Annotated in this window: 22 protein-coding genes, 1 tRNA gene and 1 pseudogene; 3 read left to right on the top strand and 21 right to left on the bottom strand. The window is 56.6% G+C overall.

The genetic code is table 11. From position 1 onward, the window contains the following. Position 1: 1 nt before the first annotated feature. From B2P82_RS09890 to B2P82_RS09825, 14 genes and pseudogenes are all read right to left on the bottom strand, one after another. Entirely contained in the window at positions 2–1,501 is a 1,500-nt protein-coding gene (locus tag B2P82_RS09890) for an NADH-quinone oxidoreductase subunit M (RefSeq protein ID WP_290496909.1), read from the bottom strand. Next, positions 1,501–3,645, bottom strand: coding sequence for an NADH-quinone oxidoreductase subunit L (gene nuoL, locus B2P82_RS09885; protein ID WP_290496908.1), 2,145 nt, complete (start codon positions 3,643–3,645; stop codon positions 1,501–1,503). Before nuoL ends, B2P82_RS09890 begins: the two co-directional genes overlap by 1 nt. Positions 3,646–3,649: 4 nt before the next feature. Then, the gene (gene nuoK / locus B2P82_RS09880; RefSeq protein ID WP_034812289.1) at positions 3,650–3,958 is read right to left on the bottom strand and encodes an NADH-quinone oxidoreductase subunit NuoK; all 309 of its coding nucleotides are present in this window, start codon (positions 3,956–3,958) and stop codon (positions 3,650–3,652) included. Positions 3,959–3,961: 3 nt separating this feature from the next. Then, a complete protein-coding gene (locus B2P82_RS09875; protein ID WP_034812287.1) occupies positions 3,962–4,555 on the bottom strand; it encodes an NADH-quinone oxidoreductase subunit J in 594 nt (197 codons plus the stop codon). Positions 4,556–4,617: 62 nt separating this feature from the next. Continuing rightward, the gene (gene nuoI, locus B2P82_RS09870; RefSeq protein WP_290496907.1) at positions 4,618–5,073 is read right to left on the bottom strand and encodes an NADH-quinone oxidoreductase subunit NuoI; all 456 of its coding nucleotides are present in this window, start codon (positions 5,071–5,073) and stop codon (positions 4,618–4,620) included. Further along, a pseudogene (gene nuoH, locus B2P82_RS09865) lies at positions 5,070–6,145 on the bottom strand (NADH-quinone oxidoreductase subunit NuoH). The gene nuoI and the pseudogene nuoH overlap by 4 nt, the downstream one beginning before the upstream one ends. Positions 6,146–6,155: 10 nt before the next feature. Then, complete coding sequence (gene nuoG / locus B2P82_RS09860; RefSeq protein WP_290496906.1) at positions 6,156–8,258, bottom strand: NADH-quinone oxidoreductase subunit NuoG; 2,103 nt, start codon at positions 8,256–8,258, stop codon at positions 6,156–6,158. Between the two features lie 4 nt (positions 8,259–8,262). Continuing rightward, positions 8,263–9,567 (bottom strand): NADH-quinone oxidoreductase subunit NuoF, encoded by a 1,305-nt coding sequence (gene nuoF / locus B2P82_RS09855; protein WP_290478780.1) that lies wholly within the window; start codon positions 9,565–9,567, stop codon positions 8,263–8,265. A 3-nt stretch (positions 9,568–9,570) separates the two neighbouring features. Next, positions 9,571–10,680: an NADH-quinone oxidoreductase subunit NuoE gene (gene nuoE / locus B2P82_RS09850; RefSeq protein ID WP_290496905.1), complete on the bottom strand. Its 1,110-nt coding sequence runs from the start codon at positions 10,678–10,680 to the stop codon at positions 9,571–9,573. Positions 10,681–10,759: 79 nt separating this feature from the next. Continuing rightward, positions 10,760–11,965, bottom strand: coding sequence for an NADH-quinone oxidoreductase subunit D (locus B2P82_RS09845; protein ID WP_290496904.1), 1,206 nt, complete (start codon positions 11,963–11,965; stop codon positions 10,760–10,762). Further along, positions 11,965–12,591, bottom strand: coding sequence for an NADH-quinone oxidoreductase subunit C (locus tag B2P82_RS09840; RefSeq protein WP_242517303.1), 627 nt, complete (start codon positions 12,589–12,591; stop codon positions 11,965–11,967). Before B2P82_RS09840 ends, B2P82_RS09845 begins: the two co-directional genes overlap by 1 nt. 8 nt (positions 12,592–12,599) lie before the next feature. Next, positions 12,600–13,169: a NuoB/complex I 20 kDa subunit family protein gene (locus B2P82_RS09835; RefSeq protein ID WP_034812271.1), complete on the bottom strand. Its 570-nt coding sequence runs from the start codon at positions 13,167–13,169 to the stop codon at positions 12,600–12,602. After that, positions 13,169–13,543 (bottom strand): NADH-quinone oxidoreductase subunit A, encoded by a 375-nt coding sequence (locus B2P82_RS09830; RefSeq protein WP_034812269.1) that lies wholly within the window; start codon positions 13,541–13,543, stop codon positions 13,169–13,171. The genes B2P82_RS09835 and B2P82_RS09830 overlap by 1 nt, the downstream gene beginning before the upstream one ends. 241 nt (positions 13,544–13,784) lie before the next feature. Then, complete coding sequence (locus tag B2P82_RS09825; RefSeq protein WP_290496903.1) at positions 13,785–14,723, bottom strand: peptidoglycan-binding domain-containing protein; 939 nt, start codon at positions 14,721–14,723, stop codon at positions 13,785–13,787. Between the two features lie 209 nt (positions 14,724–14,932). Between B2P82_RS09825 and purB the strand changes: the two genes are divergently transcribed. Further along, positions 14,933–16,231, top strand: a complete 1,299-nt coding sequence (gene purB / locus B2P82_RS09820) for an adenylosuccinate lyase (RefSeq protein WP_290496902.1) — start codon at positions 14,933–14,935, stop codon at positions 16,229–16,231. Positions 16,232–16,255: 24 nt separating this feature from the next. Here the strand turns inward: purB and B2P82_RS09815 are convergent, their stop codons facing one another. Genes B2P82_RS09815 through zwf form a run of 5 tightly spaced genes read right to left on the bottom strand, consistent with a single transcriptional unit; the run spans position 16,256 to position 21,869 of the window. Continuing rightward, a complete protein-coding gene (locus B2P82_RS09815) occupies positions 16,256–16,891 on the bottom strand; it encodes a bifunctional 4-hydroxy-2-oxoglutarate aldolase/2-dehydro-3-deoxy-phosphogluconate aldolase (RefSeq protein WP_290496901.1) in 636 nt (211 codons plus the stop codon). Continuing rightward, positions 16,888–17,853: a glucokinase gene (locus B2P82_RS09810; RefSeq protein WP_290496900.1), complete on the bottom strand. Its 966-nt coding sequence runs from the start codon at positions 17,851–17,853 to the stop codon at positions 16,888–16,890. Before B2P82_RS09810 ends, B2P82_RS09815 begins: the two co-directional genes overlap by 4 nt. A gap of 4 nt (positions 17,854–17,857) precedes the next feature. Continuing rightward, the gene (gene edd, locus B2P82_RS09805; protein WP_290496899.1) at positions 17,858–19,690 is read right to left on the bottom strand and encodes a phosphogluconate dehydratase; all 1,833 of its coding nucleotides are present in this window, start codon (positions 19,688–19,690) and stop codon (positions 17,858–17,860) included. Continuing rightward, complete coding sequence (pgl, locus tag B2P82_RS09800; protein ID WP_290496898.1) at positions 19,690–20,403, bottom strand: 6-phosphogluconolactonase; 714 nt, start codon at positions 20,401–20,403, stop codon at positions 19,690–19,692. The genes edd and pgl overlap by 1 nt, the downstream gene beginning before the upstream one ends. Continuing rightward, the gene (gene zwf / locus B2P82_RS09795; protein WP_290496897.1) at positions 20,400–21,869 is read right to left on the bottom strand and encodes a glucose-6-phosphate dehydrogenase; all 1,470 of its coding nucleotides are present in this window, start codon (positions 21,867–21,869) and stop codon (positions 20,400–20,402) included. Before zwf ends, pgl begins: the two co-directional genes overlap by 4 nt. 274 nt (positions 21,870–22,143) lie before the next feature. Here zwf and B2P82_RS09790 point away from each other — a divergent pair, with 274 nt between their 5' ends. Beyond that, positions 22,144–23,160, top strand: coding sequence for a LacI family DNA-binding transcriptional regulator (locus tag B2P82_RS09790; protein ID WP_206990513.1), 1,017 nt, complete (start codon positions 22,144–22,146; stop codon positions 23,158–23,160). Here B2P82_RS09790 and B2P82_RS09785 read toward each other — a convergent pair. Continuing rightward, the gene (locus B2P82_RS09785; RefSeq protein WP_290496896.1) at positions 23,157–24,773 is read right to left on the bottom strand and encodes an alpha-amylase family glycosyl hydrolase; all 1,617 of its coding nucleotides are present in this window, start codon (positions 24,771–24,773) and stop codon (positions 23,157–23,159) included. The two genes, B2P82_RS09790 and B2P82_RS09785, sit on opposite strands and share 4 nt — an antisense overlap. Before the next feature lie 124 nt (positions 24,774–24,897). Then, positions 24,898–24,973: transfer RNA gene (locus B2P82_RS09780), tRNA-Trp, on the bottom strand. A 73-nt stretch (positions 24,974–25,046) separates the two neighbouring features. On the opposite strand from B2P82_RS09780, the gene B2P82_RS09775 reads away from it, so the two are divergent. Beyond that, complete coding sequence (locus B2P82_RS09775) at positions 25,047–25,589, top strand: carboxymuconolactone decarboxylase family protein (RefSeq protein WP_290496895.1); 543 nt, start codon at positions 25,047–25,049, stop codon at positions 25,587–25,589. Positions 25,590–25,655: the final 66 nt, after the last annotated feature.

Here is a 25,655-nt window from a genome sequence, read left to right as displayed (position 1 = left end):
ATCAGCCTCCCGCCATCAGGTTCAGAATGCGCAAGGCAGAACCTTCGGTAATGTTGAAAATCAAATTGGGTGCAACACCAAACAGGATTGTGAGGATTGCGAGTGGAGCAATGCAGATCCATTCAATCCTGTTCATGTCCTTGATCGTGTTCAGATCAGGATTGGTGATTTTTCCAAACACTGTCCGGCGATACAGGGTGAGCATATAAACGGCCGAAAAGATCACACCAAGCGCGGCGCCAAACGCTGCCCAGGTTGAAGCCTGGAAGCCACCGACCATGGTCAGGATCTCGCCGATGAAGCCAGACGTGCCCGGAAGACCGACATTGGCCATGGTGAACAGCATGAAGAACGTGGCATAAACCGGCATCCGGTGAACCAATCCGCCATAGGCGGAAATTTCACGAGTGTGCATCCGGTCATAAACGACGCCAACGATCAGAAAGAGCGCGGCGGAGATCAGGCCGTGGCTCAGCATCTGAAAGATGGCGCCCTGTACGCCGGCTTCGTTGAAGGCGAACACGCCGAGCGTAACAAAGCCCATATGCGCAACTGACGAATATGCGATCAGTTTCTTCATGTCCGTCTGACGCCACGCGACCAGCGATGTGTATACGATCGCGATCACCGCTAGTGCGAACATCATCGGCTGAAACAATTGGCTCGCGTCCGGGAACATGGGCAGTGAAAAGCGCAGGAAGCCATAGCCGCCCATCTTCAGAAGGATGCCTGCCAGCAAAACGGATCCCGCAGTCGGTGCCTGCACGTGCGCATCCGGCAACCATGTATGGACCGGCCACATCGGCAACTTCACGGCGAACGACGCCATGAAGGCCAGCCACAGCCAGGTCTGAACGTTCGGATCGAAGGAATACTTCTCCAGAATCTCGAAGTCAGAACCACCAGCAACCTGGTACATGTACACGACGGCCACGAGCATCAGCAGTGAACCGATCAGCGTATAAAGGAAGAATTTGAACGCCGCATAGATCTTGTCCTTGCCGCCCCAGATTCCGATGATCAGGAACATTGGGATCAGTCCAGCCTCGAAGAAGATATAGAACAGGACGAGATCCATCGCAGTGAAGACACCGATGATAAAGGTTTCAAGAACGAGAAAGGCGACCACATACTCTGTCACGCGCTTGTGGATCGAGTTCCAGCTGGCGAGGAGGCAGATAGGGATCAGGAAAGTGGTCAGCAAAATGAGCGAAATGGACAGGCCATCAATGCCCATCTTGTAGCTGATGTTACGATACCAGCTGTATTGCTCCACCAGCTGGTAGCCCGACTGGGACGCATCAAACGCACCAAATGCTGCGAGCGATGCAATGAACGTGGCGCCAGATATGATCAGGCCAGCCAGAAGCGCTGTGCGCCCCTCGGTATCACTGGACGATGCATCTCGGCTGCCAGCTGTCGCTGCGCGCACGAGCATGATGATGAGTGCACCTGCCAGCGGCAGGAACGTCATCGCTGAAAGAATGGGAAAACCGCCCATTAGTTGGCTCCTCCAGCGCGCAGCCACAGTATTCCGCCGAATACAAGTGCAGCACCGATAATCACAAATGCGTAGTGGTAGAGATATCCGGTATGCATCTTCGACAAGCGCCCAGCCGAAGCCTTGGTCACGGCCACAACACCATCAGGCCCGATGCCGTCGATGATCTTTTTGTCAGCCTTCCAGAAGAGATTGCCGAGCATGGCCGAGCCCTTGATGAGCGTGGCCTGATAGATCTCGTCAAAATACCATTTGTTGTAGAACAGCGAGTGCAACGGACCGCCACTGTCGGCGACACGCTTACCAACACCCCGGTTGAAGTAATAGGTGAACGTCGCAATCAGGAAGCCGGCAATCGTGACGACCAGCGGTGCGTACAACACCCATTCAGGCACATTATGACGATCATGAAGGACATGGTTCTCTGCGGCGCGATAGATCGCGCCAGCCCAGAACGTCTCATTAATGCCGTCCACGAACGCGTCGTAGAAATAAACGCCCGCGAAAATCGCCCCTAGGCTGAGCAGCCCCAGCGGCACCAGCATGACGAGCGGGCTCTCATGCGGCGTGTGATCATGTGCGTGGCCATGTGCGTCATCAGCCGCATGCGCATCTTCATGAGCGTGGTCATCATGATGATCATGCGCTTCCCACGTCTTCGGACCGTGGAACGTCATGTAGATCAGGCGCCAAGAATAGAAGCTCGTCAGGAAGGCTGCAATCAGGCCGAACCAGAAAGCTACCTGACCGAACATGACCTTGGACTGGCCAGCGGCGAAAGTGCTTTCCAGGATGGCGTCCTTGGAGAAGAAGCCAGCGAAACCGATCTGGGTGTGCGGAATACCGAGGCCGATAATGGCAATCGTCCCGATCATCATGGCCGCATAGGTGAGCGGCATGAATTTGGCGAGCCCGCCCATGCGACGCATATCCTGCTCATGGTGCATGCCATGGATAACCGAGCCAGCGCCAAGGAACAGAAGCGCCTTGAAGAAGGCGTGCGTGAAGAGGTGGAACATGGCCGCTTCATAGGCGCCGACACCTGCCACGAAGAACATGTAGCCAAGCTGGGAACAGGTCGAATAGGCGATCACGCGCTTGATATCGTTTTGCGCCATACCAACCGTGGCCGCATAGAGCGCGGTCACCGCACCCACGATGGTGATCATGCCTGCGGCGTAGAATGTGTACTCATAGATCGGCGACAAGAGGCAGATGAGATAGACGCCTGCGGTCACCATGGTTGCGGCGTGGATCAGGGCCGATACAGGGGTCGGACCTTCCATCGCATCCGGCAACCAGACATGCAGGAAGAACTGGGCCGACTTGCCCATAGCGCCAATGAAGAGCAGCACGCCGATAACTTCCAGCGCGTTCAGATTCCAATGCAGGAACGGAATCACCAGGTCCCGGACCGGTGCCGCTTCCGTGAAGCCAACGGGCACAACGGCCGCATTGTTGCGCACGGCGTCCAGTACGGGACCGAACTCGACTGAACGGAATACAAAGAAGACGGCCATGATACCCAGCGCAAGGCCGAAATCGCCTACACGATTGGTAACGAAAGCCTTGATGGAGGCGTCGTTCGGCGCCTTGTTCTGGTACCAGAAGCCGATCAACAGGTAGGAGGCGAGACCCACGCCTTCCCAGCCGAAGAACAGCTGGATGAAATTGTCAGCGGTGACCAGCATGAGCATCATGAAGGTGAAGAGCGACAAATAGCTGAAGAAACGCGCCTTGTGCGGATCCTCGCTCATGTATCCCCAGGAATAGAGATGCACGAGGCCGGATACGCCGGTGATCACCGCCATCATCACAATGGACAACGTATCGACGCGGATTGCCCAATTCGCCTGGAATTCGCCGACGCTTATCCAAGGCATGAGGGTAATCACATGCTGTTTGATTTCCATCCCCGTCGTTGCGGCGACAAGACTTGCATGATGCTCCTCGGTGCCCGTGTGACCGCCAAGACCTGCCACATAGGCAAACAGTTGGATCAGCGACAGCGCGCCTGCTGATAGTACGACAGCAGTGGTCAGCCCCATGACGACCTTGTCGCCAATCTGCTTGTGCACCAGGCCGGTCAGCGCCACGAGCCCCGGCGCAAGGACGATGTACAGGATCAGGATATCTGGAAGCATCGCCTTACCCCTTCATCAGGTCGACATTTTCGACCGAGATATCACCGCGGTTGCGGAAGTAGACGACGAGAATGGCAAGACCAACAGCTGCCTCGGCTGCTGCAACTGTCAACACCAGCATTGCGAAGACCTGCCCGGCAATCGTGCCACTGAATACCGCAAAGGCGATGAGGTTGAGGTTCACCGACAACAGGATCAGCTCAATCGCCATCAGGATGACGATGATGTTCTTGCGGTTCACAAAGATGCCTACGACCCCGATTGTAAACAGGGCCGCCGAAACGGCGAGAAAATGGGAAAGCCCAAGGTCCATGTCTTAGATCCCCTGCCCCGGAGTGGGGTCTTTCAATTCATAGGCATCGCTGCGACGGCGCGAGGTCTGTTTGGCAATGTTCTGACGCTTGGTCTCTGGACGGTGGCGCAGCGTCAGCACGATGGCACCAACCATGGCAACGAGCAGGATGATGCCCGCCATCTGGAACAGCAGCAGGTATTGCGTATACATTACCTGTCCTATGGCCTCGGCATTAGTCTCAGCGCCCGGAGATGCATCGAAATTGGTCTCCATGTCTGCCGTGCCGATCACCGATGCCAGCACGATTTCGGCGGCAAATATGATCCCGACAAGCACAGCGAACGGCCAGTATCTCAGTGTGCCGCGCTTGAGCTCGACGAAGTCGACGTCCAGCATCATAACGACGAACAGGAACAACACAGCAACCGCGCCGACATAGACAACGACCAAAAGCATGGCCAGGAACTCAGCGCCAATCAGCACAAGCAAACCGGCCGATGAGAAGAATGCGAGAATGAGCCACAACACCGAATGAACGGGGTTGCGCGCCATGATCACCGACAGCGCCGATACGAGCACGACGGCCGCGATCAGATAGAAAGCGATGACTGCCACAGCCCTACTAGGCCCCCTTCTTTGCAGGGCAGAATGCCCCATGAGTTAATAGTTTCGGCGGCCTAGCGATAAGGCGCGTCGAGTTCCAGATTCTTGGCGATCAGTCGTTCCCAACGATCTCCATTCGCGAGCAGGCGGTCCTTGTCATAGAACAGCTCCTCGCGCGTTTCAGTGGCGAATTCGAAGTTCGGCCCCTCCACGATGGCATCGACCGGACAGGCCTCCTGACAGAAGCCGCAGTAGATGCATTTCGTCATGTCGATGTCGTAGCGCGTGGTNNCAATCGTGATGGCCTGCGCCGGGCAGATTGCCTCACACAATTTACAGGCGATGCAGCGCTCTTCACCGCTGGGATAACGCCGCAAAGCATGTTCCCCACGGAAGCGCGGAGAAAGAGGATTTTTCTCAAACGGATAGTTCACCGTTGCCTTGCGCGTGAACACTTCCCTTGTCGCCACGACGAGCGCGCCGAGGAAATCGGTCAGGAGCGCGCCGCGGATGGTTTGAGCCAGACTCATGACTGAACTCCCAGATAAACGACATAGCCGGACACAATCAGAACCGCCACGAGCGAGGTTGGCAGGAAGATCTTCCACCCCAGGCGCATCAGCTGGTCATAGCGGTAACGAGGGACAATCGCCTTCACCATCGCGAACATGATGAACAGGAACAGGATCTTGAACATGAACCAGAACAAGCCGGCGAACGCATTCACGAAGGGATGGTCGCGGACGAACTCCTCGCCCAGTGCGAATGGACCATGCCAGCCGCCCAAGAACAGAATCGTCATCAGGGCGCACATCAGGACGATGTTAAGATACTCGCCCAGCATGAACAGTAGGTAGGGCGTTGAGCCGTACTCCACTTGGTAACCAGCGACGAGCTCGGATTCGGCTTCCGGCAAATCGAAGGGGGGCCGGTTCGTCTCAGCGAGCGCTGAGACGAAGAAGATAATGAACATCGGGAACATGACGACAATCAGCGGGAAGTGCTGGAAACTGAAAGCATGCCAGGTCCAGATACCGCCTTCCTGAGCGTTGACGATATCCGTCAGGTTCATGGAGCCGACGAGCAGAATGACGGTCACAATAACGAAACCGATCGAAACTTCATAGGAAACCATCTGCGCCGCCGAGCGCAGCGCGCCGANNTCGACGCCCAGCCGCCCATGATGATGCCATAGACGCCCAGCGAACTTATGGCGAACAGGTAAAGCACGCCAACATTGAGGTTCGAGATGACCCAACTGGTGCCGCTTGCCGTACCGGGCGCAACCGGAATCGCCGCCCAGGCTGCGAAGGCCAGCGTACAGGTCAGGATTGGCGCGATGAGAAAGACGGTCTTGTTCGCACCAGCCGGAATCACGATTTCCTTGAGCAGGAATTTTCCGAAATCGGCGAATGACTGCATCAAGCCGAAGGGCCCGACGACGTTCGGACCTTTGCGCATCATCACACCAGCCCAGACCTTACGGTCCAAAAGCAGGAGAAATGCGATCGATAACAACAGGACGAGCGTGAACAGTGCGATCTGTCCGAGGACCAGCAATGGCCCCCAAAGTTGCCCGAGAGACTCGACGTAGTTGCTCATGGCGCCCGCCCTACTCCGCTGCTACCGGAGTGTCCAGCGCTGAGGCCAGCGCAGAACATTCGGCCATCGTCTTGGACGCCCGTGCGATCGGGTTCGTCATATAGAAATCGTCAAACACCGGACGGAATGTCGCGGTAGTAAGGATTGTCGGAGCGGTCGTGATTGGCGTTTTGAGGGCCTCCGCACCCATCGCGCCGGGCGCGAATCCCAGCCCGGAGAAAGTGGTACTTTCACCCTCAGGACCGCGCAACTCAGCGCGCAGCGCATCGGCGGTGTCATAAGGTAGTTTCTTGCCAACGACCTCCGACAAGGCTCGGAAAATAGCCCAGCCTTCGCGCGCTTCGCCTTTTGGCTGCACAGCGCGGCTGGTCATCTGGACGCGGCCTTCTGTGTTCACAAAGGTTGCCGACATTTCGGTATAAGCGGCACTCGGCAGAATGATATCCGCGCGTGCGGCCCCCGCATCTCCATGCGAGCCGATGTATATGACCTTCGCATCGCCAAGACCCGACAGATCGAGCTCGTCAGCTCCGAGTAGCACAACGGTATCCATACCACCGGACAGTATTTCTGCTGTCGCAACTCCGCCCTCGCCGGGCACAAACCCGATGTCTAGCGCACCAACACGGCCTGCCGCGTTGTGAAGAACGCCAAATCCGGCCCAACCGTCCTTTATCGCACCAATTTCGTTTGCCAGTTCCAGCGCTTTTGCGAGAACTGCCGCGCCATCTTCGCCGCAGAGTGCGCCCTCACCGACGACGATCATCGGTCGCCCGGCATCGGAGAGCACTTTGCCGAAGTCCGAATTGCGAATATCTGTGAGGGCTGATGCACCATCACCGAGCCAAGCATGCTCATATGTCAGATCCGCTGCTTCGCCGATACGACCCACTTTCAGGTCAGCCCAAAGCCATGCCTTGCGGATGCGCGCATTCCAGACAGCGGCTTCAACGCGCGGATTCGTACCAATCAACAGCAAGGCGTCGGCATCCTCTACGCCAGCCAGTGTGCCATTCAGGATATAACGTTCGCGCACCCCATCTGTGCCATATTGCGCCCCGGCGGGACGACAATCTGTATTCTCCACACCGAGCTCTCGGAAAAAATCAAGCGCTGCCTTGGCCTGCTCAACCTCGATCAAGTCTCCGGCGACAACGCCGATTTTTTCAGGGGATGCCGACAGCGCCTCTTTCACGGCCGCAAAAGCCTCGCCCCAATTAGCCGGGCGCAGTTTGCCGTTCTCGCGAATGTAAGGCTTGTCGAGGCGTTGGCGGGCTAAGCCATCCCAAATGAAACGGGATTTGTCCGACAGCCACTCCTCGTTGATGCCTTCGCTCACTTCAGGAAGGATACGCATCACACCATCGCCCTTGGCGTCCACGCGGATCGCTGCGCCCATGGCGTCCATCACATCAATAGAGGATGTTTTACGCAGCTCCCATGGGCGCGCATTGAACGCGTATGGCTTGGACGTCAGCGCACCAACCGGGCACAGATCGATGACGTTGCCAGACAGTTCGGATGTCAGACTCTTTTCCAGATAGGTTGTGATCTCAGCATTCTCGCCACGCGAAATCATGCCGAGTTCCTCGACCCCCGCCACTTCGGCAGCAAAGCGTACGCAGCGCGTGCACTGGATGCAGCGGGTCATGATCGTCTTGACCAGCGGGCCCATATTCTTGTCTTCGACGGCGCGCTTGTTCTCGTCATAGCGACTGCCGGCGCGGCCATAGGCCATGGCCTGATCCTGCAGGTCGCACTCGCCGCCCTGGTCGCAGATCGGGCAATCCAGCGGGTGGTTGATCAGCAGGAATTCCATGACGCCATTGCGGGCTTTTTCCACATAGGCGCCCTTGGTGCGGATGTTCGGTGCCGATCCATCCCGGTTCGGACGCATGTCACCCACGGTTTGCGCGCACGAGGCAATCGGTTTCGGCGCGCCTTCCCATTCGACCAGGCACATGCGGCAGTTTCCGGCCACCGACAGGCGCTCATGATAACAGAAGCGCGGAATCTCAGCGCCCGCTTCCTCGCACGCCTGCATCAGCGTGTACTGGCGCGGCACTTCGATGTCCTGGCCATCGACATTCAACTTGAAAAGGTCGTCGGACATATCTCTACTCCGCTGCCACGACTGCACCCTGCACCATGGCGCGCGGCAGTCTGTACTGGTTGATGCGATCCTCAATCTCATGGCGGAAGTGGCGGATCAGGCCCTGAATCGGCCAGGCCGCTGCGTCACCGAGTGCGCAAATCGTGTGGCCTTCAACCTGCTTGGTTACATCCAGGAGCGTCTCGATCTCATCATGCTCGGCTTCGCCTTTGACCATTCGCTCCATGACGCGCCACATCCAGCCTGTGCCTTCACGGCACGGCGTGCACTGGCCGCAGCTTTCATGTTTGTAGAAGTATGCGAGACGGGCAATTGCCTTGATCAGGTCGGTGTCCTTGTCCATCACGATCACCGCCGCCGTGCCCAAGCCTGATTTAAGGTCCCGCAGTGTGTCGAAATCCATGTAGGCGTCCATGATCTGCTCAGCCGGCACCATCGGCACGGACGATCCACCGGGGATCACCGCCTTGAGATTGTCCCAACCACCCCGGATACCGCCGCAGTGATTATCAATCAGCTCACGGAAAGTGACCGACATTTCTTCTTCGACATTACATGGCTTGTTCACGTGCCCGGAAATACAGAACAGTTTCGTGCCCGCATTGTTTGGACGGCCAAATCCGGCAAACCACTCAGCACCGCGGCGAAGAATGGTCGGAGCCACTGCAATCGACTCGACATTGTTTACTGTTGTTGGGCAGCCATACAGGCCAGCATTGGCCGGAAACGGTGGTTTCAGCCGGGGCTGTCCCTTCTTGCCTTCAAGGCTTTCCAGCAAGGCTGTCTCCTCGCCGCAAATATAGGCGCCGGCCCCGTGATGGACATAGAGATCGAAATCCCAGCCATTCACATTGTCCTTGCCGATCAGCTTAGCCTCATAAGCCTCCTTGACGGCTTTCTCGAGCGCATGCCGTTCATTGATATATTCACCACGTAGGTAGACATAGCATTTATGGGCGCGCATCGCGCGGCTTGCCACCATGCAGCCCTCAATGAGCAGATGGGGATCATGCCGCATGATCTCGCGGTCTTTGCAGGTACCGGGCTCGGACTCGTCAGCATTGACGACGAGATAGTGCGGTCGATCACGCACTTCCTTCGGCATGAACGTCCATTTCAGACCGGTCGGGAAGCCAGCGCCGCCGCGACCACGCAGGCCGGAGGCCTTGATCTGGTCGCATATCCAGTCTGGCCCCTGATCCAGCATCTCCTTGGTGAGGTGCCAGGCGCCGCGTTTCTTCGCCGCTTCGAGGTCGGGTGAGTGCAAACCATAGAGGTTTGTGAAGATGCGATCCTTGTCCTGCAGCATGGCCTAGTCCTCATCATCCTTGCTGGAGGCAACTTGCCCCGCATCGACCCGCTTCGAGAACTCGGTCTCGCCACCCGTGGCCAACTCTTTTGCTTGCGCGATCCAGTCTTCCCGCTCAATGCGACCCGGGAAGCTCATATAGTCTTCAACCCAATCAACATTGGCTGGCGACCAGTCCGCGATCTGCCGGAAGGTGAAGATGCCGAGCTCATTGAGCGCATCTTCGTTCTTAGGGCCGATACCTTTGATGCGCTTCAGATCATCATGGCCTTCAGCAGCGATCGTGACCGATTCCGGCTTTTCTCCGGAAACAGCAGCAGGCGCAGATCTCTCGGCGGTTTCTGTCTTCGAGATCAGCGTCGTCTTGCCGGTGTTATCCTTTTGGGGGACTTCACGTTGTGTGTTCGTCGGCGCGGATTCCGCTGGCTTGCCAGCAGCCGTCGGCTCTGGTTCCGGCTCTGCGGTCGGTAAATTGGGCAACGCAACCGACTGGTTACGTGTTCCGTCGAACAATTGCGGATCGGTCAGAATGGCGGTGCCACCTTCCGGCGCGCTATTGATGCGGTCAACTTGTGGACCGGGATGCGCCTCGACGCCATTCTTCAGCTTGTTGAGAATCATCCCCAGCGAATCTGGCGTCAAATCTTCGAAATAATCGTCATTCACCTGAACCATCGGTGCATTCACGCACGCGCCAAGACACTCAACTTCTTCCCAGGATAGACGGCCGTCATCGGTCACGAACATTTGCTTGCCGATCTCGGTCCGGCAGACCTCCTTCAGCTTTTCGGCGCCGCGCAACTGGCAAGGCGTCGTGCCGCAGAGTTGGATGTGGTACTTTCCGACCGGCTGCAGACGGAACATCGTGTAGAAGGTCGCGACTTCATAGACGCGGATATACGGCATCTCCAGACGGTCGGCGACTTCACGCATTGCAGGCTCGGATAGCCAGCCACTATTGTCCTTTTGCGCCAGCCACAGCATCGGGATCACCGCAGACCGCTGCTTGTCAGCCGGGTACTTGCCGCGCCAGAACGCAATCTTCTCTTCGGTCTCGGGCTTGAACGCGAATGTGTCGCCTCCAGCCTCCATGTCAAAACGGCGTAGTGCCACTACTCGCCCCTTTTCGAAAAACAGCGACGGGCTTCATCCTTGAGAGGATGTTCGTCAAAAAAGCGTGTCTGCGCAGTACTCATCGGTCGATTTCCCCGAACACGATATCGAGTGAGCCCAAGATGGCGGACACGTCCGCCAGCATGTGACCCTTGCTGAGATGGTTCATCGCCTGCAGGTGCGGATAGCCCGGCGCGCGAATCTTGGCGCGATACGGGCGGTTCGTCCCGTCTGAGACGAGATAAACGCCGAACTCGCCCTTCGGCGCCTCGATAGCGACATAGGTCTCGCCTTCCGGAACATGAAAACCTTCAGTGTACAGCTTGAAGTGATGGATCAGCGCTTCCATCGAATTCTTCATTTCGGCGCGACGCGGCGGCGCAAGCTTTGAACCGGGCACAAGGACAGCCCCGGGCCCCTCCTTTGACATCAGGTCAATGCATTGCTGCATGATCTTCACCGACTCGCGCATCTCTTCCATGCGGCAGACATAGCGGTCATAATTGTCGCCATTCCGTCCAACCGGAATTTTGAAGTCGAGCTCGGAATAGCATTCATAAGGCTGCGAGCGGCGAAGGTCCCAGGCAAACCCGGACCCACGCACCATTACGCCCGAGAATCCCCACTCCATGATGGTCTTCTCATCGACCAGGCCGATATCGACATTGCGCTGTTTGAAGATGCGGTTCTCGGTGACCAGGCTCTCGATGTGATCGAGCTTTCCGGGGAACTGCTCACACCATTCCGCAATATCGTCGATGAGGTTCTGCGGCAGGTCCTGATGGACGCCGCCAGGGCGGAAATAAGCGGCATGCATGCGGCTGCCGGAGGCGCGCTCATAGAACACGCACAGTTTTTCACGTTCTTCAAAACCCCAGGTAATCGGCGTCAACGCGCCTACGTCAAGGATCTGCGTTGTTACATTCAGCAAGTGCGACATGATCCGGCCGAGCTCTGAATAGAGCACGCGAATCAGGCTTGCCCGCCTGGGGACTTCGACGCCCAGCAGCTTCTCGACTGCCAGGCACCAAGCGTGCTCCTGGTTCATGGGGGAGCAATAGTCCAGCCGGTCGAAATATGGCATTCCCTGCAGAAATGTCTTGTACTCCAGCAGCTTCTCGGTGCCGCGATGCAGCAAACCGATATGGCTGTCCACACGGGTCACGATCTCGCCGTCGAGATCGAGAATCATGCGAAGGACGCCGTGGGCGGCCGGATGTTGAGGACCGAAATTCAGTGTGAACTTTCGGTCTTCCATTTCGGAGATGTGCGCGGTGTCAGCCATTATTCAGAAGGCTCCTCGGCTTTCTCGTCCCCGGGAATATGACTGGTCATACCCTCCCACGGTGAGAGGAAATCGAAATTGCGATATTCCTGCGGCAGTTCGACCGGCTCATAGACGACGCGCTTTTCAAGGTCGTCGTAACGCACTTCATAATGGCCTGTCAGGGGGAAGTCCTTACGCAGCGGGTACCCCTCAAAGCCGTAGTCGGTGAGGATGCGGCGAAGGTCAGGATGATCGGAGAACTGGATGCCATACATGTCGAAGGCTTCCCGTTCGAACCAGTTTGCGGCAGGCCAAAGCCCGACAATACTCGGAACGGGTGTGTCTTCATCGGTCCTGATACGTACCCGCACACGATGATTCATCCGCATCGAAAGAAGATGATAAACGACTTCGAACCGCTCGGTCCGCTCCGGATAGTCGACCCCACAAACATCGACAAACGTCTCGAAATTGCACTGCTGGTCGTCGCGCAGGAAGCGCATCAGGCTCACAATGTGATCGCGCTCGGCAAACACAGTCAGCTCGCCAAGCGTCACGTCCGCAGACTTGACGGCATCCGGCTGGCGCGCGGCGATGTGAGCGCCCAGCTCACCCAGGGCTTCGATAGCTTCTGTGGTCATCATGTCAGCTCCTACCGTTCCAGCGAGCCTTCGCGGCGAATCTTTTTCTGCAGCTGCAAGAAGCCGTAAACCAGCGCTTCAGCAGTCGGCGGGCACCCCGGAATATAGATATCGACCGGCACGATTCGATCGCAGCCACGAACAACGCTGTAGCTGTAATGGTAATAGCCGCCGCCATTGGCACAGCTACCCATGGAAATCACATAGCGTGGCTCTGGCATCTGATCGTAAACCTTGCGCAGGGCTGGCGCCATCTTGTTGGTCAGGGTGCCGGCAACGATCATCACGTCCGACTGGCGGGGTGAACCGCGCGGCGCCATACCGAAGCGTTCAAGATCGTAACGCGGGTTGCCAGCATGCATCATTTCCACGGCGCAGCAGGCAAGGCCGAACGTCATCCACATCAGGGAACCGGTGCGCGCCCAAGTGATCAGATCGTCGGCTGCGGCGGTGAAATAGCCTTTATCAGCCAATTGGTCTGACAGGCCGGTATAGAACGGGTCATCATTGCCGGGCTGGAAGCCGCCTTCGACTCCCGTCCGCGCGCCGCCAAGAGCATATGTCTTGTAATCGTCAGCCATTATTCCCACTCCAGCGCACCGCGGCGCCACTCATAAACAAATCCGATGGTCAAAACACCGAGGAAACCAACCATGGACCAGAACCCGACCAAGCCAATCGTTCCAAGGCTTACTGCCCACGGGAACAGAAATGCCACTTCCAGGTCAAAGATGATGAACAGAATCGCGACGAGATAGAAGCGCACATCGAACTTCATCCGCGCGTCGTCAAAAGCGGGGAAGCCGCACTCATATGCTGAGTTCTTTTCCGGATCGGGATTGCTGGGCGCCAGAAGCACCGAACCTAGAATGAACAGGCCGGAAATCACGGCACCGATGACCAGAAAAATGATCACGGGCAAATAGTCGAGTGCCAAGCGTTCGATCTCTGACATGGTACCTTGTCTCCTGCCGCAGGGGTGGCTTGATCTGGCGCCGGATTAGGACGGTTTCGCCTATGGCGCAACAGACAGACGCAATATATCGCAGCAACTCAGTCTAGCCTGAATTATTGCCCAACTCACGTGCACTATACTGCGGCGGTGCGTCACGGCGCAAAGCAGAACGGGCGCAGCAGGCTCGGCGCCATAGCCATGAATTCAATCGGCTTTTTGCGATCCATTCGCAGCCAAAGGATCAGTGAGCAGGTACGCCGAGTGCCTCTAGCGTTTCAAACGACAGCTGACCCACACCCAAGCCCTGCTCCCGCTGGTACTCTTTCAGCGCGCTCATCGTTGCGGGCCCGAATTTGCCATCAATTTCGACCGCATGACCGACTTGTGAAAGCGCTTTCTGAAGGGCAGTAATCGTCTCGGGAGATATATCTTCGTCGCACAACACAGGCTTCCATTCTGCCCTCCCCTCGCCTGTCACGATCCGTTTCTCGACCGTGCGGTACGTTGCCGGGATCGAGACGATTTCTTCACGGGCGGGCTTGACCAATTGTTCGATCATGAGAGTTTCATACTCCGCTGGTATCGTAACCGGCTCGACACGTGCCGGTTCGACCAGGACCTGCTTCACGAGCGTATGATACGCTGCTGGAACTATGCGTGTCTCGGACTGTTCAGGCTTCACAATACGCGTGCGTGTAATTGTCTTGTACTCTGCCGGGACCTCGACCGACACAAGCACGTCATTCTGAAAAGCTTTGCTGGCCTCATCCTCGCCGGCAATCTCGCGACCAGCCACCTCGTCCTTCAAATCCAGGGTCGAATAAGCCTGCCGGACCAGCACTTGTTCGGTGTAGGTTTCGTATTCTGCCGGGATCACAACCGTCTCTGTTCGTTCCGGCCGGACCAGCACTTGCTCTGTAACCGCCTCATAGACTGCAGGCACGATCCTATACTCGGTCGCGGCCTGTTTGACCTCGACCAACCGCGACACTGTTTTGTACTCGGCGGTATAGATACGAATTTCGGTGCGTTCGGGCTCGTGCAGCACCTGCTCGGTCACGGTCTCGAACGTTTCCGGAATCAAAACAGGCGCATGGCAGGTTCCAGTTATGTTTTCGGCCAGCGCTGGTCCCATCAACAGAAGGCCAGCAGCGGTCGCGATCATCGGTTTGAGTTGCATGAACCTGCTCCAGCCGCCACCGAAACATACAAGCGTTCCAGTCTACCAATTACCACGCATTTCAACCATGCACTCATATTCCGCAACCCTCCCCGCACCAGGGGATACGCACCCGCCACGCAGTTTCCTCTGCGCTCAATTTACCGAGACACTGGTGTTCTGTGCTCCAGCCAGTATTAGAAAGCCGAATCCCAGCCCCGAGGTACTCCATGATCCCCAGATACACCCGCCCCGAAATGGCAGCCATTTGGTCTCCCGAATCCAAATTCGGCATCTGGCTGGAGATAGAGACCCTCGCAGCCGAAGCCATGGAGCTGAAGGGTCTGATCCCGGAGGGAGTCTCCGCAGCGGTCCGCGAACGTGCGGCGTTTGACGTCGATCGAATCGATGAAATCGAGCGGGAAGTGAAGCATGACGTCATCGCCTTTCTGACAAATGTTGCAGAACATGTTGGTGACGAAGCGCGCTTTTTGCACAAGGGCATGACCTCTTCAGATGTCCTGGACACATGTTTCAATGTTCAGCTTGTACGTGCAACCGACCTCCTGCTGGTTGGTGTAGACCGCGTCTTGGCCGCACTGGAAAAACGGGCCTTTGAACACAAGCTGACACCCACAATTGGCCGCAGTCACGGGATTCATGCAGAACCCACTACATTCGGTGTGAAACTTGCCGGCTATCATGCCGAATTCCAGCGCGCACGGACCCGCCTGGTGCTGGCTCGCGAAGAAGTGGCGACATGTGCAATCTCCGGCGCAGTTGGTACATTTGCAAATATCGACCCGTCGATTGAGACTCATGTTGCCGAAAAGCTCGGTCTCAGCGTCGAGCCCGTTTCTACGCAGGTCATCCCGCGCGACCGCCATGCCATGTTCTTCGCAGTCTTGGGTGTGATCGCGTCCTCTATTGAACGGCTTTCAACAGAAGTACGTCACCTTCAGCGCACCGAAGTGCTCGAAGCCGAAGAGTTTTTCTCGGCGGGCCAGAAGGGCTCATCCGCCATGCCACACAAGCGTAATCCCATTCTGACGGAGAACCTTACGGGTCTTGCCCGGCTTGTCCGATCCGCTGTGACGCCTGCCATGGAAAATGTTGCGCTCTGGCATGAGCGCGATATCTCGCACTCCTCGGTCGAACGTGGCATCGGACCGGACGCGACTGTGCATCTTGATTTTGCGCTGCACCGTCTTGGCGGCGTGATCGAGAACCTCTTGGTCTATCCCGAAAACATGATGAGCACGATCGACAGCATGGGTGGCCTCCACAATTCGCAACGCATCTTGTTGGCCCTCGTCGAAAAAGGCGTCAGCCGTGAAGACAGCTATCGTCTGGTACAACGCAATGCGATGCGGACCTGGAAGAAGGAAGGTGACCTTCTCGACCTGCTCAAACAGGATGAGGATGTATCATCCCGACTGACAGATTCCGAACTCGAGTCCTTGTTCGACCTTGGCTACCATTTCAAACACGTGGACACGACCTTCGAGCGCGTTTTCGGACGCTCCTGAAACAAGGTCATTTGAGGACGGCGATTAGATCCTGCTAAGCGCCGTTCTTGCCTTCTCGGCAACGGACGACCAGGCGCCAGTGGTTACATCCTTCTCCGTCGCGATCCACGAGCCACCTACTGCCACCACATTTGGCAGGGCCAGATACTCACCCGCATTATCGGCGCTGACACCGCCCGTCGGCATGAATTGGAGATGCGGCAGCGGTCCGGACAGCGCCTTGAGCGCGCCAACGCCGCCAGCAATCGCGGCCGGAAACAGCTTCAGCATCTTGAACCCTTCCTCATAGCGCGTCATCGCTTCGCTCGCGGTCGCCACGCCCGGAATTGTGATGCCCATATAATCACCGAGTGCGTCCAGCAGGCCGGGCGACATGCCGGGAGACACAAGGAAGTCGGAACCGGCATTCATTGAATTCACCACGTCCTCCTTCGTCAAGATTGTCCCCGCCCCCACGATCAAATCCGGCTGCGCCTTCTTCATTTCCTCAATGACCTTCAAGCCACTTGGCGTGCGCAGCGTCACTTCAGCGATCGTGAGACCGCCCTCAACAAGCGCGCGCGCCAATGGAGCCGCTGCGTCCACATCAGGCACCACAAGCACAGGAACAATCGGTGCCCGTTGGGCGGCCGCTTTCAAGGCATCAAGCGAGGAATTCATTTAAGCGTCTCCTGGGCATAGTAGGCAGCAGCGCCAATCAGAGGCGCCTCGGGGTCGTGCATAAGGCGTACCGGACAATTCGCAAGGTAGCCAGACATCGGCCCACGTACACGGAACCGGGCAACTGACTCAGGTCGTCGCAGATAATCAACGATTCGCTCAGTTACCCCACCAGCCAGAACGACACCGCCAAGCGCTCCATTTGCCAGCGCCAGGTCGCCGACCGCCCCCATGACGGCTTTCGCGCGCATGGCAATTAACTGATCAAACATCTCGTCACCTTCGTCAGCCCGGTGACGCATTTCCTCAGGCGAGATGTCTTCCAATTCGCGCCCGAAGACTTCGCAGAATGCGCGATGGACGAATTCGAGTCCCATGCCCGACGCAACCAGTTCGTTCGATACATAGCCCTGAGTCCGCATGAGAACACTCGCTATGTCGAATTCCAATGCGTCCCTTGGCGCATAGGCGATGTGCCCGCCCTCACCCGTGAGAACCTGCCAGGCATCGTCGCCCAGGGGAAACAAGGATGCCACACCGAATCCGGTGCCAGGCCCGGCTACTATTACAGGCAGTTCCGGTATTTCTTTGCCAGGCAAGATTTCCTCAAAATAGTCTCCGGAATGCTCAGGTACCGATCGGGCCATGGCGGTGAAATCATTGATGATTTTAATGTCGTCAAAGCCGAATACCTCGCACAGGTGCCGGGCTGAGACGTGCCAATCTCGATTGGTCAGCATGACTTCTCCGTCCCGCACAGGGCCGGCCATGGCAAAACAGGCATGCTTCGGCTCTAAACCGGTGTCTTGCAAGTATCGGCGCAACGCAGCGGCAAATGTTTCGAAACTATCCCCGGACAGTTTTGAAAAATCACTGATCTCGACTTTGCCGCCCCGCTTCTCAGCCACGGCGAACCTAACATTGGTTCCCCCTACATCCCCTACCAGAACGGGCTCACCCATCAGATCAATCCCCCCGGTTCGAGAAATTGAACTGGCTCGCCCCATTGGCGGCAGGGCCTGCCAATTCTCGGAAATAGGTGCACATTTCGCGGCCGAGTCCCATCCCGTTCTCGTTTGGCCTGTATTCGTCCGGGATGCGCTTTGCAAACTCTTCCGGATCAACCTTGATATCGAGCACACCGCGCTCGGCATCAAACACAATCATGTCGCCATTTTGCACTTTCGCGATCGGGCCGCCGCGTGAACCTTCCGGACTCACATGGATCGCTGACGGCACTTTACCGCTCGCGCCTGACATACGACCATCCGTGACCAACGCCACCTTGAAGCCCCTATCTTGCAAAACTGCGAGCGGCGGCGTGAGTGTATGCAATTCAGGCATGCCATTCGCCGCTGGTCCCTGGAACCGAACAATCGCGACAAAGTCCTTGTCCAATTCTCCTGCATCAAATGCAGCTTTCAGCGCTTCCTGGGAATCGAATACGATCGCAGGTGCTTCCACAATGCGATGCTCCGGTTTTACAGCGGACACCTTGCTGACGCCCAAGCCAATCGGACCGTCCATCATCCGCAGTCCGCCATCCTTGGAGAATGGATCAGATACGGGGCGCAATATGTCCGTATTGGCACTGGTTTCCGGTGCAGGACGCCAGGCGGCTTTGCCATCTTCCAGATAAGGCTCCGCCGCGTAGCCTGATATCGGACCAGCCACACCCATGGCGTTGCCATCCATTAAACCGGCATCGAGCAACTCACGTACGAGGAAACCCATACCGCCTGCTGCGTGAAAATGATTCACATCAGCTGGCCCGTTTGGATAAACACGCGCCAGCAGCGGCGTCACCGCGCTGATATCCGCAAAGTCTTCCAGAGTTAGAATGATGCCCGCAGCAGCTGCCATGGCTGGCAAGTGAAGTGCATGATTGGTAGACCCCCCCGTCGCCATCAGACCTACCACGCCATTCACAATAGACCGCTCATCGATCATTTCGCCCGCTGGCATATAGTGATCGCCCTGCGCATGGATCTCCGCGACGCGATGTGTGGCTGCACGTGTCAGCGCTTCGCGAATAGGTGTGCCTGGATTGGCGAAGGCAGCGCCTGGCAAGTGGAACCCCATGACTTCCATCAGCATCTGGTTCGAGTTCGCTGTGCCATAGAATGTGCAAGTACCCTGCGTGTGATAGCTTTCCGATTCCGCTTTCAATAGCGCGTCACGACCAACCTTGCCTTCCGCAAATAACTGGCGAACGCGTTGCTTTTCAGGATTGGGCAGACCGGACGGCATGGGCCCAGCTGGCACGAAAACAGACGGGATCCAGCCAAACCGTAGCGCAGCGATCACGAGGCCGGGAACAATTTTATCGCAAACACCCAGATGCATTGCGCCATCAAACACGTCGTGACTCAGGCCGATGGCCGATGCCATCGCAATCACGTCGCGAGAAAACAGTGACAGCTCCATACCGGTAAAGCCCTGTGTGACGCCATCACACATTGCAGGGACGCCTCCGGCGACTTGTGCAATGGCATTCACCTCCCGTGCGGCATCCCGAATAATAGCGGGGTAGTCCTGATACGGCGCATGTGCTGAAAGCATGTCGTTGTAGGCTGTGATGACGCCAATGTTCGGCCAACCCGCGCCGAGTAATTGTGTCTTCTCAATCACCGCGCATCCCGCCGAGGCGTGCGCCAAACTGCTTTCAGACATTCTCCGTCGGGCGAAATCCTTGGGGCGGCGACTACGGATCATTTCGAGATATGCTTGGCGCGAGTCACGTGACCGCTCTCGAATACGCGCGGTCACTTCTGCGATTGTCGAATTCATCTCAACCATTATGCTGCCCATACGACCGTCAAACGCGGCCCCAATTTATCGATTGCATATTTAATAGGCTTTTCCTGCACGGATGACATTATCGCCGTGTCGAACACTGCCTTTTTCGCTTCTCCGAAGATTAGCAGAATCACGGACGACGCACTCGTTACGCCCTTGCCTGTAAGGGTAATACGCTGCGGATTTTCACCGGCGACCGGACACCCGGTCGCATCAACGGCTGCAACCACATTTTCACTTTCCAGAGCGGCTGACAGATCCTTCGAACCCGGAAACCAGCTGGCGGTATGACCATCCTCACCCATACCAAGAAAAACCACGTCTGCGGGCTCACAGTGCGGGGCATACGCCTTGTCTCTGTCTGCCACAGCTTCCTGTGGCATGGCGTCCATTGTTTTCATCGGCAGAAAGCCTGCAGCTCCGGCGTTTGCCTTTAGCAGTCGGCTGCGTACGAGGCGCTCGTTGGATGCGTCGTCTTCAGGGTTGACCCAACGTTCATCGACGAGACCAACCATGACCCGCGCCCAATCCAGCTCGGTCGTGGCAAGGGCATCAAATATCGGCCCCGGCGTTGAGCCACCTGACACCATCAGCGACGCGGTGCCTTTCAGCTCCAACGCCTTCGTCAGCCCACCTGCTATGAATTGCGTTACAAAGCGCGTTGCCTCATCGCGGCTGTCAAACATCATGAATTCATGCGCCAATCCGCTCATGATCCCTCCCACCATGCCCGATTGTCGCGGTCCATCATCATGGCAGCAGCGAGTGGGCCATCCGAACCGGCTGTGTAGGCTTCGGGGCGATCACCTGATTTTTCCCAGGCTTCGATAAGCCCATCAACCCAAGTCCATGCCGCTTCAACTTCATCCTTGCGCATGAAGAGGGACAGATTTCCGCGTACTACATCCATCAACAGACGCTCATACGCGTCCGGATACCGAACTGTGAAGCTTTCGGCGTAGGAGAGATTCAAGGGGAGAGACTTGACGCGGAGGCCGCCCGGGCCCGGCTCCTTGATTTGAACGAACAGGCGCACACCTTCATCCGGTTGCAGACGAATAACCAGCTTGTTCGCACTCTCATACCCCTCCCCGAACAAGGAATGGGGAGTTGGTTTGAACTGAATGATGATATCCGAGTGACGCTGCGACATCCGCTTGCCAGTCCGCAGATAGAAGGGGACGCCCGCCCATCGCCAGTTGTCGATATTGGCCTTGATCGCCACAAAGGTCTCAGTCGAGCTGACGGTTTCAGAACTCAACTCTTCCAGATAGCCTTTCACGGGCTTGTTGTCTTTCACACCAGCCTTGTATTGCCCGCGAACAGTTTGCTTCTTGGCGGCTTCGCCCGTGATCGGTGTCAGCGCGTTGAGCACCTTGATTTTCTCGGTACGAACATCATCATCGTCGAGTTGGTTCGGCGGCTCCATAGCCGTCAGGCACAGCAGCTGGAGCATATGGTTTTGCACCATGTCTCTCAGGGCACCGGATTTATCATAATAATCTGCACGTCCCTCGAGACCCAAGTCTTCAGCAACCGTGATCTGAACATGGTCAACATAATTGCGAGACCAAATTGGCTCGAACAGCATATTGGCAAATCGCAGGACCATGAGGTTCTGTACCGTCTCTTTGCCAAGATAATGGTCAATCCGAAAAACTTGGCGTTCGGCGTAGACTTGAGCAACACCGTCATTGATCGCCTTGGCAGATTCCAGATCGGTCCCGATCGGCTTTTCCAGCACAACCCGAGTGTTGCCCTCTGACAGGCCCGCCTTGCCCAGTGCTTCACATATTTGAACATACAGGCGCGGCGACGTAGCGAGGTAAAATACGCACGGACGGTTGTCATCCAGTGTCAGGAAAGATTTGAGGGTGGCCCAATCTGCATCTTCCTGTGTTGCATCAATGGACACATACTCAATGAACTTCTCGAACTTGGACCATTCCTTCGTATCCCAGTTGTCGCCAGACGCTGACTCACAGGCTTCTCTTGCCATCTTGCGATATTCTTTGGTGTCCATCTCACTGCGCGCAGTGCCAACAATACGGCTGGATTCCGGAATCTGGCCATCCAGCCATCTGTGAAACAAGGCAGGCAAGAGCTTGCGCCGGGAGAGGTCACCTGTCCCGCCGAAGATAACGATGTCGAACGGATCGACAGGAATGAATTTTGCCATCAGGCAGTCTCCAGAGCGCTCGAGGTGAACATTGTCGGAATCAGGCCGAATTCGGATCGATCCCAAGTATTTTCTAGTTTGTCAGCTTATTCGTCAGACTCGCAAAGGTCGTGAAACGCAAATTTTGGTATCATCATTCTTCACTTTAGCTTCGCCTCCCCGGCTGGTAGTGCTTCTCTGCAAATTTTGCAGACTCTTTGATCAACGGTCTGGACGAATAGACCAAACATGTGACAACGTTGTTTTCGGTGTTCTTAAGCGGAGGAAGCACGAGATGTCCAGCACTAGAACGCGTTTGGAAGATCTTGCCTCAATCGCGGGTGTGTCGATCGCAACTGTTTCGCGCGCCCTCAACAACAGCTCCGCAGTGAATGATGAAACCAAGCGTCGGGTCTGGAAGATCGCCCGCGAGCACAACTATAATTTCCGACCATCCATGCCCGCGCTCTTGTCCGGCGCTGCTGCGACGATTGCAGTCGTCGTGCCTACATTGGCTGGGCGCCAGACGGAAGTCTCTGACCCGTTCTTTCAGGAACTGATCAGCGGCCTCAGTGAGGCTGGGCGTTTGGCTGGCTGCGATGTGCTGATCTCTTATCTGGCCCCGAAAAACCAGGACGACCTCGCCTCCATCATGACCGCGAACCGTGCTGAGGGCGTCATATTTCTTGGCCAGAGCTTCTTGCACGAAAGATTCAACCAACTGGCCGAAACTGAAAGCCGTTTCATAGTTTGGGGCGCGGAAATCCCCGGCCAGAAATACTGCTCTATCGGCTCGGATAACTTGCGCGGCGGCAAACGGGCGACGTCTCACTTGCTGAATCTCGGCCGCCGGCGAATCGCTTTTGTCGGTGATACGTCCAATCCAGAGATTCTGCAGCGCTATGAAGGCTATATCTCTGCGCATCGTCGGGCTGACATTCCGCTCGATGCGGACCTCACGCTCCAGTCAAGTTTTGACGTAGAATCCGCCGAAGCTGCCATTTCCAGCCTGATGGAGCGCGGCGTCACGTTTGATGCTGTTTTCGGAGCAAATGACCTGATTGCCCTGGCCACCATTCGCAGCTTGCTCAGAGAGGGAGTGCGTGTGCCCGATGACGTCTCGGTGATTGGTTATGACGATCTTCAACTCTCCGCCTATGGCTATCCTGCCCTGAGCACGATCTCACAGGATCCTGCGCGGGCTGGGCGGATCCTTGTCGCCAAGCTGATTGCGTCGGTGGACACAGGCAGCATGCGATCTGAGCGTCTGCCAACCGAACTTATCGTTCGCGAATCCTGCGGCTTGTCCTAGTGGCGGGAAATCCGACACGAGTATGGCGGGACGCGTGTCTTGTTTTGACTATCGATTCCGACGCACATTAGAACCTGATCAGATGAAACGTCTGTCATCGCAGCCACCACTTCGGTCCCGCCAATATTGAAGACGCACTCAATCGTTTCGCCTTCCCATAGCCGACGAAACACGAGCAAGTCCCCGGACAAGTCGATAAATTCGATTTCGCCATATTGTAACGCGGGCGAGCTGGCGCGCACACGCGCGAGCGTGCGTGTGAATTGAAGCATGGATTGGGGATCGGCTTCCTGAAGATCTACCGCCAAATCCGCATGGCCCTGGCCCAGAGGCAGCCACGGCTTGGCATCGCTGAAACCACAATATGTATCGGCGCTGGCCCAGGGCATTGGCGTGCGAGCGCCATCGCGGCCGAGCGTGCGGGGCCAGTTCGCGATTGCTTCAGGGTCCTGCAAATCCTCAAACGCAATCTCCGCCTGCGGTAGGCCAAGCTCCTCGCCTTGATAAAGGATGGGATTTCCGCGCAGGCAAAACAGCAAAGCTGTGGTCAATTTGGCCCGAACAACAGGATCGGCACCCTCCAACCAGCGGCTGACACACCGCGGCGCATCATGATTTGAAAAGGCCCATGATGGCCAGCCCTCTCCTGGCGCGCCAAGCCAGTTGCTTTGGGATGTGGCTATCGCTTCGGCTCCCAATCGCTTCGCATAGAGGAAATCGAAGTTGTAGGCGGAATTGAGATTCTGTTCCCCCTCCGTATAGGCCCGCATCTCTTCAAGCGGGTTTGGACCTGGAACTTCCGCGACCGAAAATACTTCTCCATATTCGTCCATAAGCATTCGCAAGCGCTTCAGGAATTTGGGCAAATCGGGATGCGATTGATTGTGAACATGTTCCTGAAGGTCAAAGGGACGCGACACATTTCGGGGTGCAGGAATTTTCGGCGGATTGTCCCGCAAGTCCGGATAGAACAGGGAAAAATTGAGCGCATCGAGTCGGAAACCGTCCACGCCGCGATCCAGCCAGAACCGCATCACATCGACGAGCGCATCCTGGACATCCGGATTGTGCAAATTCAATTGCGGCTGGCTCGGCAGGAAATTGTGCATGTAATATTGCTGCCGTCGCGCATCCCATGTCCAGGACGGTCCGCCAAACACAGCCTGCCAGTTGTTAGGCGGTGTTCCATCGGGTTTTGGATCGCTCCAGACATACCAATCCGCTCGAGCATTGGTTCGGTCCTCTCTGCTCTCGGCGAACCAGGCGTGCGCGTCGGATGAGTGTGCATAGACCTGATCGATTATGATTTTCAGGCCGAGTGCGTGCGCTCGACTCAAGAGTGCGTCGAAGTCTTCCAGCGTGCCAAATGCCGGATCGACATCGCAATAATCGGCCACATCATATCCGAAATCCCTCATGGGGGATGTAAAGAAAGGCGATATCCAGACACCGTCCACGCCGAGTGAGGCCACATGGTCCAGCCTCTGCGTTATGCCTTTCAGATCGCCAACGCCATCCCCATTCGTATCCTGGTACGACCGCGGATAAATCTGATAGATGACCGCACCCTTCCACCAAGGCTGTGCGCTTTCCAATGACATTGCGTTCGGCATGGTCTGAAATTCCCGTCAATTCTGACCAGCATCGCACCGCTCCGCGATTTTTCAATCATCTAAGCGCCGCCAGGACAAGCGGCCCGGAAACGGACTGTATTGACTGAAAATTTGGAAATCCGCCTGGCAGGGGCAGAAGGACTTGAACCCTCGACCCTCGGTTTTGGAGACCGATGCTCTACCAACTGAGCTATACCCCTACAGGCGAAAGAGCGGTTTGCCTCAAATGCCGTCATGCCGCAAGACTAGAGCTTCAGCCCATGGAGAAAAATTGTGTCCCGCATCCCCTATCCCGACGTTGACGCCCTTCCTGAAGACCAGAAAGCCTTTCTGGATAAGCTCGCCCCGCTCAATATCTTTCAAATGCTTGGCCATGCTCCTCATCTGCTGAAACCCTTTGTCGGCATGGGCACGGCCTTCCTTCAAAACGGAAAACTGGATCCGATCACCCGCGAATGCGTGATCCTGCGTGTCGGGTACTTGTCCAATGCTAAATACGAAACGAGCCAGCACGAGGCTATCGGATTGGCGATCGGCATGGATGGCGAACTGATCGAAGCGGTGAAATCTGGTCCAAATGCCGACGGCTTGAGCCACGAGCAGAAACTGGCACTGACCTTTACAGACCATCTGGTAACGCATCCCCATCCGTCAGACGGCGCGCTCAAACCGGTTCTGAAACATTTCGGACCGTCCCTGCTGGAAGAGCTGGTTCTGCTGATCGGCTACTACATGATGGTCTGCCGCTTCCTTGAGACATTCGGCGTGGAAGTCGAAGAGGGCGGTCCAAAAGGCGCTGACATCAAACTCGACTGACGCCCGATAAAAAAAAGGCCGCCCCTTATGGGACGGCCTTCTCGTTACTGCCTGATGGGAACAGGG

The sequence above is a fragment of the Hyphomonas sp. UBA4494 genome, from assembly GCF_002388935.1.
Classification (GTDB): Bacteria; Pseudomonadota; Alphaproteobacteria; order Caulobacterales; family Hyphomonadaceae; genus Hyphomonas.
The sequence above is the reverse complement of the archived record's forward strand: the minus strand, read 5'-3'. Positions and strand labels throughout refer to the sequence as shown.

Coding starts and splice junctions, on each gene's coding strand:
- B2P82_RS09890 (WP_290496909.1), bottom strand. CDS start 1,501: ATGGGCGGTTTTCCCATTCTTTCAGCGATGACGTTCCTGCCGCTGGCA.
- nuoL (WP_290496908.1), bottom strand. CDS start 3,645: ATGCTTCCAGATATCCTGATCCTGTACATCGTCCTTGCGCCGGGGCTC.
- nuoK (WP_034812289.1), bottom strand. CDS start 3,958: ATGGACCTTGGGCTTTCCCATTTTCTCGCCGTTTCGGCGGCCCTGTTT.
- nuoG (WP_290496906.1), bottom strand. CDS start 8,258: ATGTCCGACGACCTTTTCAAGTTGAATGTCGATGGCCAGGACATCGAA.
- nuoF (WP_290478780.1), bottom strand. CDS start 9,567: ATGCTGCAGGACAAGGATCGCATCTTCACAAACCTCTATGGTTTGCAC.
- B2P82_RS09845 (WP_290496904.1), bottom strand. CDS start 11,965: ATGGCTGACACCGCGCACATCTCCGAAATGGAAGACCGAAAGTTCACA.
- B2P82_RS09840 (WP_242517303.1), bottom strand. CDS start 12,591: ATGATGACCACAGAAGCTATCGAAGCCCTGGGTGAGCTGGGCGCTCAC.
- B2P82_RS09835 (WP_034812271.1), bottom strand. CDS start 13,169: ATGGCTGACGATTACAAGACATATGCTCTTGGCGGCGCGCGGACGGGA.
- B2P82_RS09830 (WP_034812269.1), bottom strand. CDS start 13,543: ATGTCAGAGATCGAACGCTTGGCACTCGACTATTTGCCCGTGATCATT.
- B2P82_RS09825 (WP_290496903.1), bottom strand. CDS start 14,723: ATGCAACTCAAACCGATGATCGCGACCGCTGCTGGCCTTCTGTTGATG.
- purB (WP_290496902.1), top strand. CDS start 14,933: ATGATCCCCAGATACACCCGCCCCGAAATGGCAGCCATTTGGTCTCCC.
- B2P82_RS09815 (WP_290496901.1), bottom strand. CDS start 16,891: ATGAATTCCTCGCTTGATGCCTTGAAAGCGGCCGCCCAACGGGCACCG.
- B2P82_RS09810 (WP_290496900.1), bottom strand. CDS start 17,853: ATGGGTGAGCCCGTTCTGGTAGGGGATGTAGGGGGAACCAATGTTAGG.
- edd (WP_290496899.1), bottom strand. CDS start 19,690: ATGGTTGAGATGAATTCGACAATCGCAGAAGTGACCGCGCGTATTCGA.
- pgl (WP_290496898.1), bottom strand. CDS start 20,403: ATGAGCGGATTGGCGCATGAATTCATGATGTTTGACAGCCGCGATGAG.
- zwf (WP_290496897.1), bottom strand. CDS start 21,869: ATGGCAAAATTCATTCCTGTCGATCCGTTCGACATCGTTATCTTCGGC.
- B2P82_RS09790 (WP_206990513.1), top strand. CDS start 22,144: ATGTCCAGCACTAGAACGCGTTTGGAAGATCTTGCCTCAATCGCGGGT.
- B2P82_RS09785 (WP_290496896.1), bottom strand. CDS start 24,773: ATGCCGAACGCAATGTCATTGGAAAGCGCACAGCCTTGGTGGAAGGGT.